Origin of the sequence: Halocynthiibacter namhaensis (genome assembly GCF_000812685.1) — a bacterium.
Taxonomy (GTDB): Bacteria; Pseudomonadota; Alphaproteobacteria; order Rhodobacterales; family Rhodobacteraceae; genus Halocynthiibacter; species Halocynthiibacter namhaensis.
Genome location: NZ_JWIF01000021.1, coordinates 22,058 through 36,066, shown reverse-complemented (window position 1 = coordinate 36,066; position 14,009 = coordinate 22,058). Strand labels below are relative to the sequence as shown.

Below are 14,009 nucleotides of genomic sequence, written 5' to 3'. Positions count from 1 at the left end.
TGACGGCGTGTGTCCCAACGGTTGCGCCAAATCAGCTCAGCCTTAATGGATTTGAAGAACGTCTCGACCATAGAATTATCATAACAATTTCCCTTGCCGCTCATCGAGACCTTGAAACCGTGCTTGGACAAGCGCTTCTGATACTCATTTGAGCAATATTGTGAACCACGATCCGTATGGTGAATGCAATCCTCCGGTGGTTGGCGCAAAGCAACGGCCATATCTAACGCCCGGATTGCCAGATCCTTCTTCATGCGGTTACTGATAGCCCATCCGAGGCCGCCCATAGCTTTGCAGGCTTAAGCGATGCTGTTCACGGATGTGAGCCAGGATCACCATATCATCGCGTTGACGCTGGCTCATCGGGCGAACCCGCCACGCGCGAAAACCACGTGATGTGACCCGCATAACTTTGCACAGGAACTCAACTGGCCATTCTTCTTTCCAGGCGTCGATGAACGCAAATCTCACCGGCTTTGGCCTGCAAAGAAGATTGCCGCCTTTTTTAACACTTCCCTCTCCTCGCGCAGCAGACGGACTTCCTTGCGAAGCCGCGTGTTCTCCTTCTCAACGTCTTCATGCGGTCCTGACATCAGGTCATCGTGTTGATGCTGTTGAACCCATTTGTTCAGCGTCGAAAGCCCAACCCCTAAATCTGATGAAAGTTGAGGCCGCGTTAAGCCACTCGTCGTCGCCATGCGCACCGCATCACGCCGAAACTCGTCTGTGTATCTCTTTGCCATTCTCTATCTCCTTCATAGCAAACATTGCTCGAAAGAGACCGGAACTAAACCGCGACAAGACCACATCACATCAATGCCACAAACAAAAACCCCGGCCTCATGGACCGGGGGTTTCTTTTGATATGTAGGGTTCTTAGTGGCCCAGGATCTGGCTGAGGAACAATTTCGTCCGGTCAGATTTCGGGTTGTTGAAGAACTCTTCTGGCTCATTTTGTTCAACGATCTGGCCTTGGTCCATGAAGATCACGCGGTTGGCAACCTGACGGGCAAAGCCCATCTCATGCGTTACGCAGATCATGGTCATGCCTTCTTCGGCAAGCTCGATCATGGTATCCAGAACCTCTTTGATCATCTCGGGGTCAAGCGCAGATGTGGGTTCATCAAACAACATGATCCGTGGCTTCATGCACAAGGATCTGGCAATCGCCACACGCTGTTGCTGACCACCAGAAAGCTGACCTGGATATTTGTCGGCTTGTTCTGGGATCTTCACCTTCTCAAGGAAGTGCATCGCAATTTCTTCGGCTTCTTTGCGGGGTGTTTTACGAACCCAGATCGGCGCCAGCGTACAGTTTTCAAGAATGGTCAGATGTGGGAACAGGTTAAAGTGTTGGAAACACATGCCCACTTCACGACGGACTTTATCAATGTTTTTCAGATCTGATGTCAGTTCAGTTCCGTCAACGATGATATCGCCCTGCTGGTGTTCTTCCAGACGGTTGATACAACGGATCAGCGTCGATTTCCCCGAACCCGAAGGCCCGGCGACAACGATGCGTTCCCCTTCATTCACCGTCAGGTTGATGTCACGCAGAACGTGAAACGCACCATACCATTTGTTCATATTGTTGATTTGGATCGCCACGTCGCTACCGACATGCATTTTAGAGCGATCAATTTGACGTTCAGTTGCAAGTTCAGACATTATTTGAACTCCTTCTTAATGGGATGTCTTGAGCTTGCGCTCGAGATACATGGAGTAACGGGACATGGAGAAGCAGAAGATAAAGAACACGAATGCGATGAACGCAAACAGTTCCCAGTAAATGCCATTCCATTGAGCGTTCGCCCGGATACCGGCGGTTAGGCCAAGCGGGTCAAGGATCGCAATGATCGACACAAGCGTGGTATCTTTGAAAATACCAATGAAGGTCGACACGATGCCCGGAATAGAGATCTTCAGTGCCTGTGGCATGATGATCAGGCGTTGCGCCTTCCAGTAATCCAGACCCAATGCGTCTGCCGCTTCATATTGACCACGTGGCAACGCTGCCAAGCCACCGCGCACGACCTCAGCCATATAGGCAGAAGCGAACAGGGTCACCATGATCAAAACACGCAAGATGATGTCAAATTCCGTGCCGGGTGGCAGGAAGATGTTCAACAATGTGGACGCAACAAACAGCAGCGTGATCAAAGGCACACCGCGGATGAATTCGATGAACCCAACGCAAAGTGCTTTTACGATCAACAGGTCAGATTGACGGCCAAGCGCAAGGATAATGCCCAAAGGCAAAGACCCAACAATCGCCACAACCCCGATGAAGATCGACACTGTGAAACCACCGAATTTACGGCTGTTCACGGTTGGGATATCCAACGCGATGATGCTTTGCATAGTAGATGCAAAACCACCCATCAAAAACAGCCACCAAATGATCGGCAAAAGCGCCGCCGCAATGACGCCTGCTAGGCTGCCAGCGATCGGTGCGATAAAGCGATAAGCCAGATATCCGATACCGAAGCCAAGCATTGCGCCAACTGGATTCCAGAAGGTGCCGCCCCACATCATCCAAGGCATCAAGAACGGGAATACCGCAGTGATGAGCAACATTTTGCGTGGCAATTTGTCAAACAGAACCGGAGCAACCGCCGTTAAGATCAGCACGAATGTGGCAATCGGACGGAAATATGCAGGCCATGCGCCTTCGGGGGGGGACCCCAAATGTGCAGTGCCGTCAATTGGGTAAGGTGGGTAGAAACCAAACACCAGTTGAACCCAACGGTCTTTGATCACAGCCCAACAAGCGCCATGATGATCCGGGCCATAAGCCGCTGCGATTTGTTCACGGCAATCAGTCAATGACGTCGCATTCCACGATGACATGAATGCCCACGGCAAGATAACTGAAAGCACGAACAACACTGCCACGATAGACAGGATTGAAAGTATCGCATTCAACGGAGAGCTAAACAGATTTGCACGTGCCCAGCCGACGAAACCAACCGTTGTAGCAGGTGGCTCCTGTTCTGGAAGCATGTCTGTGCGAACGAAAGAAATATCACTCATCTTAGCGCTCCTTCAACTTAACGGATTCATTGTACCAGTTCATCGCCATCGAGATGGACAGTGAAATGGTCAGATAGATGAGCATGCCCAACAGAACTGTTTCCAGCTCACGACCTGTCTGGTTCAACGTCACACCCATCAAGGTGCCCGTGATATCGAAGTAACCCACCGCAATCGCGAGGGACGAGTTCTTCGTCAGGTTCAGGTAGTTGGAAATCATCGGTGGAATGATCACGCGCAGCGCTTGGGGCAGAACAATAAGGCGCATGGTGCGACCAGAGCTGAGACCAAGTGCGTTTGCAGCTTCTGACTGACCTTTTGAGATCGCCATGATGCCAGAACGCACGATTTCCGCGATGAAGGCCGCCGTGTACAGGGACAACGCCAACCAAAGCGCAATCAGAGAGTTCCGAAGATGCAGACCATTTTTGAAGTTAAAGCCCTTCAGTTCTGGGTATGTGAAGTACAGCCCCAGCGCCCAAAGCAGGATCGCCATTGGCAGAACCACAACAGCAAGGCGGATATACCAAACTGTTGGACGGACGCCGCTTTTTTCTTGGATATCATCCGCGCGATTTTTGATCCGCTTAGAGATATTCAAGGAAACCAACAAGACAGCCACAACCAGTAGGAAATCAAGGCTAATCTGGAATACACCGCCGCTTACACCGTCAACTTCGCGGGAGATACCCATCCCCATAAGGGACCAAAGAACGATGATGGCAATCAACAAAACTGCAAGCATCAAGCGGCCTGGGGTAACGCGGAACGGGGATGTCGTCTCTTGTCCGCCATTCAACGAACGCGCGATGTCACCACCAAAGATCTTCACGATCACGCTTGCGATAAGTGCCGATACGATAACCGCCCAGAACTGCAAGGTGGGTGTGATTTCGAAGCCCAAGAAGCTATAAGTCGCCATTCCTGAAGAATTCACATCAACATCACCCAGGCCGACACGCCAGCCAGTAGGTTCATCAAGACGTGTGCCGTCCTCACCGATACGGTCTGAACCAAAGTTTGGATCAGGGACATAGACACCACGATTGGTCACAGCCACAGTGCCAAACAAGCTGACGCTGGCGGTGGCATTGTCGCCCCGGAATTCTTTTGGTGCAGGTGGGATTTCGATCATGATCGCCATCGCAAGAACGATCCACAGAAGGACCGGCACGTTGCGGAAGGTTTCTACATAGACCCCCATCAGGCGGGAAATGACCCAGTTTTTCGACAGGCGCAGTACGCCGACCAACACACCAATGATCGTGGCGGTGATACAGCCCAAAACCGCGATCACAAGTGTATTCAGAACACCGATAACAGCCGCACGGATGTGGGGGCTTTGCGAATTATAGTCGAGCAGACGCTGGTTGATATCGTATCCAGCAGGTTCCCAGAGGAAGCGGAAGCTAGGTTCTTTACCTAGCGCTGCGAGGTTATTGGATGTGTTCCAAATCAGCCAACCGAAGAACGCTGCGAAGCCCAGAAGTGCAACCACCTGAATGGTGATCGATCTGTAACGCGTATCGTAAATCAGCATGGACAGGCGGAACGACTCCTTTGGGGGGTCGGTCATTACCGTCATGAAGACAATTTCCCTGTTATCCTGGGTCTATTGGTGACGGCACCTTGTGGTGCTCATTCAGCCCAGAGTTGTTTTGAGTCATCTGAATGAAAAAGGGCGCGGAAGAACCGCGCCCTTTTCCGAAGTGTTTAGCGGAAAGGAGGAGAGTACAGCAGGCCGCCGTCTGTCCACTGAGCGTTTAGGCCGCGTGACAGAGCGATTGGTGTGTTCTCACCGATGTTCTTTTCGAACAGTTCAGCATAGTTGCCGCCAGCTTCCAGAGCGTTCTTGCCCCAGTCAGCAGACAGACCAAGCATTTCGCCGAGGGAACCTTCGGTGCCCAACAGACGGTTGATTTCTGGGTTGTTAGAACCAGCAGCCATCTCAGCGATGTTTGCAGATGTTACACCCAGCTCTTCAGCTGTGATCAATGCGTTCAATGTCCAGCGAACAACATCGCCCCATTCGTTGTCGCCGTGGCGAACAAGTGGGCCGAGTGGCTCTTTGGAGATGATTTCTGGCAGAAGAACATGCTCGTCAGGTGCTTCGAAAGTCGCACGTGTCGCAGCCAGGCCGGACGCGTCAGTTGTGTAAACGTCACAAGCGCCAGCAAGGTACTGCTGTTGTGCTTCTGCGTTGGTTTCGATTGGCACTGGCTCATATGAGATGCTGTTTGCACGGAAGAAATCCGCGAGGTTCAGCTCGGTTGTTGTACCGGTTTGGATACAAACAGTCGCGCCGTCCAGGTCTTTCGCAGATGTCACGCCGAGGTTGGTTGGAACCATGAAGCCTTGGCCATCGTAGTAGTTTACACCTACGAATTCAAATTTCAGGTCAACATCGCGTGAGAATGTCCATGTGGTGTTACGTGCCAGCAGGTCGATTTCGCCAGAAGCAAGTGCTGTGAAGCGAGTCTTACCAGTGGTTGGAACGAATTCTACAGCGGTCGCATCGCCGAGAACAGCAGCGGCAACAGCGCGACATACGCCAACGTCAAAGCCTTCCCATTCGCCATTTGCGTCTGGTGCCGCGAAGCCAACAAGACCAGTGGTCACACCACAGTTCAGTTTGCCGCGTGCTTTTACGTCATCAAGCGTGCCGGCGAATGCGCCGCCAGCAGCGATGCTGGCTACGGTCAATGCGCCGAGAAATACTGATTTTTTCATTTTTACCTCTTCCTGATAGTCCACCCGTTTGCGGATGGTTATTCTGACCTTATGGTCAGGGTGATACTTCGGGGTTCCCCCCTGAGTGGAAAGAGTGTGGTCAAATAACGACCTCAACGTCAAGGAAATGTCGCGGATTGTGATGGAATAGGTCACAAAAGTTTATGTAACCTGGCCAAAAGCATAGGAATTGACCATAAATATCAGTGGCTCAAACAGGTTGCGGCACAACCTGAGGTATCAAAGTACGGACTGAAGTTTCCACGCATCTAAGAACGCTTGTCGTTTTATGGCCACCAATTGTTCGTTTTCTTCGTCTTCCCCCCATAAATGAGTTTGCCAATTCTCATCGATTCGGGAGATGTCCCAAAGGTTTTCGGGGGTGTCATATCCGCGCAGGGCTGCGAAGGCGATGACCAAAGATCCCGACAAAGCGACCAAGTCATGAAATGCGGTCAGCACGAAGGGATCCATCGCCAAGACTTGATTGCGCAAGGTCACAACGCTGGCTTCCGGTTGGGCCTTAAAGACAATGCCGGAGGTTGGCTCAAGCTTTGCGCCCAGCTCGGTTTCACACCAAGCAAGCAAAGGGTCCCAGCCAGCATTTTGACGTTCGATCAATTCAACAGGGCCGTCCGCGCGATAACAAATCAGATCAGATCCGCCGTATTCCGCCAACATTTCCGCTACGGCTTGATGTTGTGGTGTCACCTTATCAATGGCCGAATTCGCCATGCGCGTGAACGGCATGGTTTCAGGGTCGATTTTTTCATCCTGCGCCTGCCATTCAACCGCGATCAATTCCGCTAAGGCACGGGTCGGCACCGCGAAATTCGATTTTGAGGGTGTTTTTACCGGGCGGCCATCCAGCAACACGCGAAATCCCGCGTCACAGACCTCGACGGTTGTGTCTTTCCAGAATCGTTTTGCAGCCCAGTCGCTCATGTCAGTTCCTCAAAAGGATCATCCGCCGCGTCATTCATTTCCCAACCAAAAGTGTCCCAGGTGCGTTTCATGTGATCTGGCAAGGGTGCCTTGATCATCAACGGTTTGCCCGTCACAGGGTGTTTTAACGACAAGCTGCGGGCGTGAAGATGCAACTTCTTGCTCATTTCACCGCCAAGCTGTGATCCCCAACCATCGCCGAGGTTTTCTTGCCCAGAACCACCGTATTTGCCGTCACCGATAATCGGATGGCCAAGTTCGGCGGTATGGGCGCGCAATTGGTGTGTCCGTCCTGTGATTGGCGTCAAAGCCAACCAGCTTAGGCGCCCCCCAAGGCCAGAAACCACTGTAAAATCAGTGGTTGCACGTTTCGCGCCTTCCGTTGAATCAACATCACGCGGGAGAACACAGTGCATCTTTTCACCTTCACCGCTTTTGCCATGACCCGGCGCTTTCACCAGGCCATAGCGAATGGTGCCGTGACGTGGCATGGGCACACCCGCAATCACTGCCCAATAGATTTTGCGTGTCTCGCGAGACCGAAACGCTTCGGTCAAAGCAGATGCCACCTTACGGCTACGCGCCATGATCAACACGCCGGATGTGTCCTTATCAAGACGGTGCACAAGGCGTGGCTTTTCTTCAAAACCAAACTTCAAAGCTTCTGCTAGGCCATCAACGTGGCGCTTTTGCTTGCTGCCTCCTTGGCTGGGCAGGCCGGGCGGTTTGTTCAATGCAATGATGTGATCATCACGATACAAAACGATGGATTTCATCATCTCTTCGTCCGCACGTGATACAGTTGGCGTTACCGGGCGTTCGGCCATTTCATTTGCTTCGGGCAGCGGCGGTACACGCACAACTTGACCCGTTTCTAGGCGGGTCGAGGTTTTCACACGTCCACCATCAACGCGAATGTCGCCCTTGCGACACAGCTTTTCGATCCGACCCTGTGGGATATGCGGGAACACCCGACGGAACCAACGATCAAGACGTTGGTCTGAATCATCTGCACTAATTTCGATTTTCTGTACGCCACTCATGCGAATATTCCCCGTGATATGGCTACACCCAAGAAGAGGGCCAGAATTGATGCCACAACGGACAATGTCACATAAAGCGCCGCTGAGCCAAACTGGCCGCGCTCTATTAAATTAAAGGTCTCAAGCGAAAACGCTGAGAAGGTTGTGAACCCGCCTAAAACCCCGGTCATTATGAAGGGCGAAAAGGCAATCAAACCACGTGTTTCCGCCAAGATCAGGAACGCGCCCATCAGGAAGGATCCGATGATATTCGCACTGAGCACACCAATCGGAAACCCGGCGGCAGAAAACCGCAGCGCAGATAGGATCAGGGCATATCGCAGCGATGCGCCAATAGCGCCGCCAAGGGCCACATGAAGAAAGGTCGTAAACATTCGCGCTTCCTTTATCAGGTGAGGCAAGATGTCAACCGCAACCCTGCAAGGCGCTTAACGCATGGCTGTGGATTTCAGCGTTTCAACAGCCGCAATATGCGCCCATCAATCATCAGCAAGCCCAAGAAAATCGCCACCATGCCCAGCGTGTGTTCCACCCGGATATGTTCCCCCAACAGATACACCCCCATCAACACGGCCGAGATTGGCGCAATGAAGGTCACAGTTGATGTGTTCGTCGCCCCAACCCGTGGCAACACCCAGTAAAATCCGATGAACGACGCCGAGGTCAGCACAAAGCCGATCATCATAAGCGCGCCCCAGGTTTCCAGGCGCGTGATCACAGGCCAACCGTCATGCCAAATCGCAAGTGGTGCAATTAGGATGCTTGCCCCCGTCAAGCCCATTGCGGCCAGAACCGCAGGATTGATGCCTTTGTAACGCCGCGCCCAATTGCCTGATATCCCGTAACAAATTGGTGCGCCAATAGTGATCAAGATCGCCAGAAAAGCGGAGCTTTCCCCACGTTGCAACACCGGTAAGGCCAAGATCACGATCCCTGCAAACCCAAAAGCAACCCCTGCGCTTTTGGCTTTTGTTGCGCGTTCGCCACCCGGCCAAACATGGGAAATCAACACCACCATCACAGGTGTCATCGCATTGATGATCCCGGCCACGCCCGCTGCGATGCTTTGTTGACCCAGCGCGTAAATCGCAAAGGGCAATGCAAAGCTGACGGCACCAAAGCCCAGCATTTCAAACGCCAAGCGCGGCGTTAAATGCACGGATTTACGCGCAATCATTACATAGACCCAACATCCAATCGCGCCCAAGCTGACTCGCCCAAGCGACACGGTCACCGGTCCAAGTTCGCGCAGTAAAATCGCGTTGAACACAAATGACATGCCCCAGCCAATGCCAAGGATGATAATCACCAACCATTCTTTGAATGTCATGTCGCGTGCTCCCCGTTTTGGGGCACAGGATGCCAGCAACGTCAGATTGTCAATCCGTGACAGTCCCCGCACGATCCGTTATGCGTGGCCTGCCCCAATTTGGAGACCCCAATGACCCTGTTCACATTTCTTGATTATGCTTCGGTCTTGGTCTTTGCCCTGACCGGCGCCTTGGTCGCAAGTCGGGCGCAGCTCGATATTGTAGGGTTTTGTTTCTTTGCCTGCCTCACCGCCGTTGGCGGCGGTACCTTGCGGGATGTTTTGCTAGATCGCAATCCCGTCTTCTGGCTGGAACGCCCATCTTTCCTTGGGGTGGCCTGTGGTGCAGCCCTTTTGGTTTTCTTCACGGCCCATCTATTTGAAAGCCGTTATCGCCTGTTGCTTTGGCTGGATGCTTTTGCGCTTTCCGTGTCGGTTTCTGCTGGATCAGGGATTGCGCTGTCATTGGGCCAGCCCGCGCCTGTGGTCCTTGTTATGGGAATTATCACTGGCTGTATGGGGGGCATTATGCGCGATACTGTTTCCAATGAGGTGCCGCTGGTTTTGAAACAAGGCGAGCTTTACGTGACCTGTACTTTGGCCGGGTCCCTTGCCACGGTTGTCGCCAGTCATATGGGGCTGCCGCCAAGTTTGGTTGCGCTTGCCTGCGCAATGGTGACCTTTATTTTGCGTGCAGGTTCCATGACTTTTGGTTGGACCATGCCCGCCTATAAATCACGCCCACCAAAGGTCTAACCCCAGCGGATCAACCCAATGATGGCCGACATGGCATAGAAAAATTGCAGGGCGAAAAAGGCCCAACGTTTGTCGATATAACCCCATCCCGCAAACAGCAGGGCCGAGGCCAGCAAAAGCGAGAACCCCAAGACCTCGTTGCCCGTATTGGATGCAATCAACAGCGCATAGATCATCGCCAAAACGGATCCGGTTACTTCGAAGAACGTAATCAAGCGGGTCTTTGTCATTTTTAAACTTCCTCTTTTTTTCCCGTATGACATGTGGTTTGATATGAATCAAATGGGACAAATTCATGTCCTTATCAATTTTTGTCATGGTTAGGTTCCTATGTCCCGTCTCGATATTGACGCCTTGCGCACCCTCTGTGCGATTACAGATCACGGTGGCGTGACCCGTGCATCTGAACATTTGGCCCTGTCGCAATCCGCAGTCAGCCATAAAATCAAACGTCTTGAGGCGGGTCTTGATTGCGCGCTTTTGTCTCGGCGCCCGGGTGCACCTCTGTTGACAGAGGATGGCGCGCGACTGTTACAATACGCCCGGCGTATCCTGTCTTTGCATGACGAAGCCTTGCAGAGCCTTAGCAAACGTCCCCTGTCCGGTAAGATCCGTCTTGGCATGACCGAAGACGTCACCAGCAGCGAATTGTCACGGATCTTGGGTCGCTTCGCCCGCCTACATCCTAAGATCAGCGTGCGCACCCATGTGAAGCAAAGCCTGGTTTTGGCGGGGGAATTGGACCGAGGCGAGATTGACCTTGCGATGATGCAGGTCTTTGAAGAAGACATGCGCCCTGAGGATGTGCTGCTGTTTCAAACCCGTCTGCACTGGGTGAAATCGCGTGAATTTTCGCTGGATAAAAGCTGCTCGTTGCCATTTTTGTCATATGACACGGATTGTTTTTACAAGAATTGGGGGATGGATGCGGTGCCGGGTTTAAGCACAGTTCTGGAATGTGCCAGTTCAGCCGGGATCAAATCGGCGGTGCAGGCTGGGCTTGGAATTGCTTTGTTGCCTGCCACATATCTGACCCCCGAAATCGAGATCATTGATGCTGAATTTCCCAGGCCTCCGACCCTCGCCTATATCCTGCGTGGCGGCAAAGCCCGTTCCGTTCCGGTTCAGACCCTTATCCAGGAAATCGTGCAGAACAGGCGGACAGGATATGCCGCTGCGAAAATTGGATGAAGGCGCGCGATGCATAGGTAATGTGTCACTTGCCTTAGTTGGTTTAGCTGCGATTTATGTATCGGGAAGGGGCCGTGAAAGTTGATCCGCTTTGCGCTGGTGTCCGGGGGGAAGGCTTCTTATGCTTGGGCATGGACTGGCGTGATGAAGGGGTTCTGATTTCTGTGCGCAGGCATGGAGAGAATTCCGCAATTCTTGAAGTATTCACCGCAGATCGCGGGTTGCATGCAGGCGTGGTGCGCGGTGGCACGTCGCGAAAGCTTGCGCCGCATTTGCAACCAGGCAATCAGCTTGATGTCACGTGGCGCGCGCGCTTGGAAGACCATCTTGGCAGTTTCACGGTGGAACCCATTCGTTCGCGTGCCGCAGGTGTGATGAATGATCGCCTGGGCTTGGCAGGTTTGAATGCAATTTGTGCGTTGATCGGCTTTGCCTTTGCAGAACGCGAAAAACATCCCGGCCTGTATGATCGCACGATCACATTGTTTGATTTGTTGGCCGCGACAGAGGCCTGGCCTCTGGCCTATTTGCGCTGGGAAGCTGCTTTGTTAGATGAATTGGGGTTTGGCCTGTCCTTAGCCAAATGTGTGGTGACCGGATCGCGTGATGATTTGATCTATGTGTCCCCGAAAACCGGGCGCGCTGTCAGCCGCGCAGGTGCGGGGGAATGGGCTGATCGCTTGCTGCCTTTGCCACAATGTTTGCTTGGGCAGGGGGCCGTGTCAGATGATGAAATTCGGGATGGGTTACGCACGACGGGGCATTTTTTGGCACATCATTTTGCACCATCCTTAGGGAACCGCCCATTGCCCGCCGCGCGGCAACGTCTGATTGATCTTCTGGATCGCAGAGATCAGGGGACCTGAAACAGCATCTCGTCGCCTGCATCATTGGCCAGCAAAAGGGTTGGGCCGCTGAATTCGATCAAGGTCATTGCGGCGAGCCCTTGGTAAAAGATCTGTTCTTGATCCAGATCTGGGCAAGCTATTTCTGTACCGCCAATCGAGGTCGCCTTGAACCACGGGTAGGGTGCCGACTGCCTGGCGGACCAACTGTTACACGGGCCATACCCTGCGATGTGGCCTTTTTCTGGAAAGGTGATGGTGGCGCGGGTAAGAAAAGCAGTGCCGTTGATTTCTTGCAGATGATATTCTGCGCCCGGGGTCGCGTATCCTGATGATGTTTCATCACCACAACCGGCCAGAGTGGCCAGCAGGCCGGGAACAAGAAGATAGCGTATCAAATGTGTTTTCATATGTGCAAATTGGCCTGCGCCAGAAGATGGCGCAAGCCTGTGACCGGATTTATCCAAGAAGACGGCGGGAAATGACCTGGGCCTGGATTTCGGCCGCGCCTTCAAAGATGTTCAGGATACGGGCATCACACAACACACGCGAGATCTGGTATTCCAGCGCAAACCCATTTCCGCCGTGAATTTGCAACGCATTGTCGGCCGATGCCCAAGCAACACGCGCACCCAGCAGCTTCGCCATGCCGGCCTCGAGGTCACAACGTTTGTCGTGATCTTTTTGCGAAGCAGAGTAATAGGTCAATTGGCGTGCGATCATCAGTTCAACCGCCATCATGGCCAGCTTGCCACCAACACGTGGGAAGTTGATCAGGCTTTTGCCGAACTGTTTGCGGTCAATGGCGTATTGCATGCCAAGTTCCATCGCATTTTGTGCCACACCAATGGCACGGGCCGCTGTCTGGATACGGGCGCTTTCGAAAGTCTGCATCAGCTGTTTGAAGCCTTTACCTTCCTCACCACCCAGCAGGTTTTCGGCCTTCACCTTAAACCCATCAAATGCCAGTTCGTATTCCTTCATGCCGCGATAACCCAGAACTTCAATCTCGGTGCCTGTCATGCCGTCCGTAGGGAAAGGGGCGTCGTCAGTGCCCGGGGTTTTCTCGGCCAGGAACATGGACAAACCACGGTGATCGGTGGTGTCGGGATTGGTGCGCGCAAGCAAGGTCATCACATGGGTGCGCGCCGCATGGGTGATCCAGGTTTTATTTCCGTTCACAGTATATGTGTCGCCATCACGGGTGGCACGTGTGCGCAATGAGCCAAGATCAGAACCTGTGTTTGGCTCTGTAAACACAGCTGTTGGTAGGATTTCGCCCGATGCCAGTTTGGGCAGCCAGTTTGCTTTTTGCTCGTCTGTGCCGCCGCAGATGATTAACTCTGCCGCGATCTCGGATCGGGTTCCAAGAGAGCCGACGCCGATATACCCGCGCGACAATTCTTCAGAAACGACGACCATAGAGGCCTTCGACAGGCCAAAGCCTCCGTGTTCTTCCGGGATGGTCAGACCGAAAACGCCCATTTCAGCAAGGCTGTCGATGATCTCCATTGGGATAAGTTCGTCTTTCAGGTGCCAATCATGGGCGTGGGGCACGACCTTCTCATCTGCAAAACGGCGGAATTGATCGCGGATCATTTCCAATTCGTCATCAAGGCCCGAGTTGCCAAAGACAGCCACGCCCTGTTGTTCCTGCATCAGTTCCACAAGACGCATGCGCGCGGCTTGGCTGTTGCCTTGATCGCAAAGCGTCATAATCGCAGGGATCATCAAGGCGCGCTGATCATCCTGGGTCAGGCCCATGTCTTGAAGGCGGGCGATCTCGTTTTGGCTCATGGGGATGCCACCGTAGATCTGCCATAGGTATTCGCCAAACGCGATCTGGTGGATCAACTGTTCCATTTCACCAAACTTACCGTCCGCGTTCAGACGTTCGGCCCAAGACTGCATTTGCGTTAGGGCTTCGGAATATGTGGCGAGCCAAGACAATGCATGTGCAGCATGTTGGTTTTCTTCCAGAAGGGCACCGCTGATGCGATCGCCGTCCAAGGTTATATTACGCACCTTGGTTCGGGCTTTTTCCAGCACAGAATGCACCGGGGCGACGGCTTCTTTGGTTAAGGATAGAAGGTCGGGAAGCAGGATCGTATCCGTCATGGCAGGCCTCATCTGTCAGCATTGCCCACGGGGGGCGTT

The 14,009-nt window shown here is 53.0% G+C and carries 14 protein-coding genes and 1 pseudogene; 3 read left to right on the top strand and 12 right to left on the bottom strand.

Annotation, left to right across the window (positions count from 1 at the left end; all coding sequences use genetic code 11):
- From RJ38_RS19185 to RJ38_RS04040, 9 genes and pseudogenes are all read right to left on the bottom strand, one after another.
- Positions 1-743: pseudogene (locus RJ38_RS19185) on the bottom strand (DDE-type integrase/transposase/recombinase); the annotation flags it as partial.
- A gap of 133 nt (positions 744-876) precedes the next feature.
- On the bottom strand, positions 877-1,668 hold the full coding sequence (locus RJ38_RS04080; protein ID WP_039017619.1) for an amino acid ABC transporter ATP-binding protein: 792 nt from the start codon (positions 1,666-1,668) through the stop codon (positions 877-879).
- Positions 1,669-1,683: 15 nt separating this feature from the next.
- A complete protein-coding gene (locus tag RJ38_RS04075) occupies positions 1,684-3,033 on the bottom strand; it encodes an amino acid ABC transporter permease (protein ID WP_039017618.1) in 1,350 nt (449 codons plus the stop codon).
- Position 3,034: 1 nt separating this feature from the next.
- Entirely contained in the window at positions 3,035-4,618 is a 1,584-nt protein-coding gene (locus tag RJ38_RS19180; protein ID WP_238321642.1) for an amino acid ABC transporter permease, read from the bottom strand.
- A gap of 128 nt (positions 4,619-4,746) precedes the next feature.
- Positions 4,747-5,763 (bottom strand): amino acid ABC transporter substrate-binding protein, encoded by a 1,017-nt coding sequence (locus RJ38_RS04060; protein WP_039017617.1) that lies wholly within the window; start codon positions 5,761-5,763, stop codon positions 4,747-4,749.
- A gap of 240 nt (positions 5,764-6,003) precedes the next feature.
- Positions 6,004-6,708 (bottom strand): ATP12 family chaperone protein, encoded by a 705-nt coding sequence (locus RJ38_RS04055; RefSeq protein WP_039017616.1) that lies wholly within the window; start codon positions 6,706-6,708, stop codon positions 6,004-6,006.
- Complete coding sequence (locus tag RJ38_RS04050) at positions 6,705-7,751, bottom strand: RluA family pseudouridine synthase (RefSeq protein WP_039017615.1); 1,047 nt, start codon at positions 7,749-7,751, stop codon at positions 6,705-6,707. The genes RJ38_RS04055 and RJ38_RS04050 overlap by 4 nt, the downstream gene beginning before the upstream one ends.
- Positions 7,748-8,125, bottom strand: coding sequence for a fluoride efflux transporter CrcB (gene crcB, locus RJ38_RS04045; RefSeq protein WP_039017614.1), 378 nt, complete (start codon positions 8,123-8,125; stop codon positions 7,748-7,750). The genes RJ38_RS04050 and crcB overlap by 4 nt, the downstream gene beginning before the upstream one ends.
- 74 nt (positions 8,126-8,199) lie before the next feature.
- Positions 8,200-9,081, bottom strand: a complete 882-nt coding sequence (locus tag RJ38_RS04040) for a DMT family transporter (protein ID WP_039017613.1) — start codon at positions 9,079-9,081, stop codon at positions 8,200-8,202.
- 111 nt (positions 9,082-9,192) lie between these two features.
- Between RJ38_RS04040 and RJ38_RS04035 the strand changes: the two genes are divergently transcribed.
- Positions 9,193-9,816, top strand: coding sequence for a trimeric intracellular cation channel family protein (locus tag RJ38_RS04035; protein WP_039017612.1), 624 nt, complete (start codon positions 9,193-9,195; stop codon positions 9,814-9,816).
- On the opposite strand, the gene RJ38_RS04030 is transcribed toward RJ38_RS04035, so the two are convergent.
- Positions 9,813-10,046 carry a hypothetical protein gene (locus RJ38_RS04030; RefSeq protein ID WP_039017611.1) on the bottom strand — a complete coding sequence of 78 codons (234 nt, stop codon included), beginning with the start codon at positions 10,044-10,046 and terminating at the stop codon, positions 9,813-9,815. The two genes, RJ38_RS04035 and RJ38_RS04030, sit on opposite strands and share 4 nt — an antisense overlap.
- Before the next feature lie 100 nt (positions 10,047-10,146).
- Between RJ38_RS04030 and RJ38_RS04025 the strand changes: the two genes are divergently transcribed.
- Both RJ38_RS04025 and recO read left to right on the top strand, forming a co-directional pair.
- Positions 10,147-11,007: a LysR family transcriptional regulator gene (locus RJ38_RS04025; RefSeq protein ID WP_039017610.1), complete on the top strand. Its 861-nt coding sequence runs from the start codon at positions 10,147-10,149 to the stop codon at positions 11,005-11,007.
- Positions 11,008-11,138: 131 nt separating this feature from the next.
- A complete protein-coding gene (gene recO / locus RJ38_RS04020) occupies positions 11,139-11,873 on the top strand; it encodes a DNA repair protein RecO (protein ID WP_039017628.1) in 735 nt (244 codons plus the stop codon).
- Here the strand turns inward: recO and RJ38_RS04015 are convergent.
- Together RJ38_RS04015 and RJ38_RS04010 are read right to left on the bottom strand one after the other, a co-directional pair.
- Positions 11,861-12,250 (bottom strand): META domain-containing protein, encoded by a 390-nt coding sequence (locus RJ38_RS04015; RefSeq protein WP_039017627.1) that lies wholly within the window; start codon positions 12,248-12,250, stop codon positions 11,861-11,863. The genes recO and RJ38_RS04015 overlap by 13 nt on opposite strands.
- Positions 12,251-12,311: 61 nt before the next feature.
- The gene (locus RJ38_RS04010) at positions 12,312-13,970 is read right to left on the bottom strand and encodes an acyl-CoA dehydrogenase family protein (RefSeq protein WP_202903860.1); all 1,659 of its coding nucleotides are present in this window, start codon (positions 13,968-13,970) and stop codon (positions 12,312-12,314) included.
- Positions 13,971-14,009: the final 39 nt, after the last annotated feature.